The sequence below is a fragment of the Shewanella sp. AS16 genome (assembly GCF_021412365.1).
Lineage (GTDB): Bacteria > Pseudomonadota > Gammaproteobacteria > Enterobacterales > Shewanellaceae > Shewanella > Shewanella salipaludis.
Map to the genome: position 1 here is coordinate 1 of NZ_JAKCLK010000454.1, position 280 is coordinate 280.

Genomic DNA, 280 nt, shown 5'->3' on the forward strand with positions numbered 1-280 from the left:
GTAACACCCGTTTCTGAGCATCCAGTAAGGTTGCACCGTGCATCTGTCCGGCAATACCTAATGCTTTAACGTCTTGCAGAGAATGCTGAACGCCCAGAGCTTTCATTGCGCGATCAGTTGCCTGCCACCACTGTTCCGGGTCTTGTTCCGACCAGAGTGGATGCGGGCGCGAAACGGTCAGCTTTTCCGTTTGCGCAGCAACCACCTCACCCTGCTCGTTGAGCAAAATAACTTTTACGCCCGAGGTGCCAAGATCTATCCCGATATACATATCGATCGT

General features: G+C 52.5%; 1 protein-coding gene. It reads right to left on the reverse strand.

The annotated features are described in order from the left end of the window. The coding region (locus LZP73_RS21065) for an FGGY family carbohydrate kinase (RefSeq protein WP_442800795.1) at positions 1-280 on the reverse strand (280 nt) is incomplete at both ends.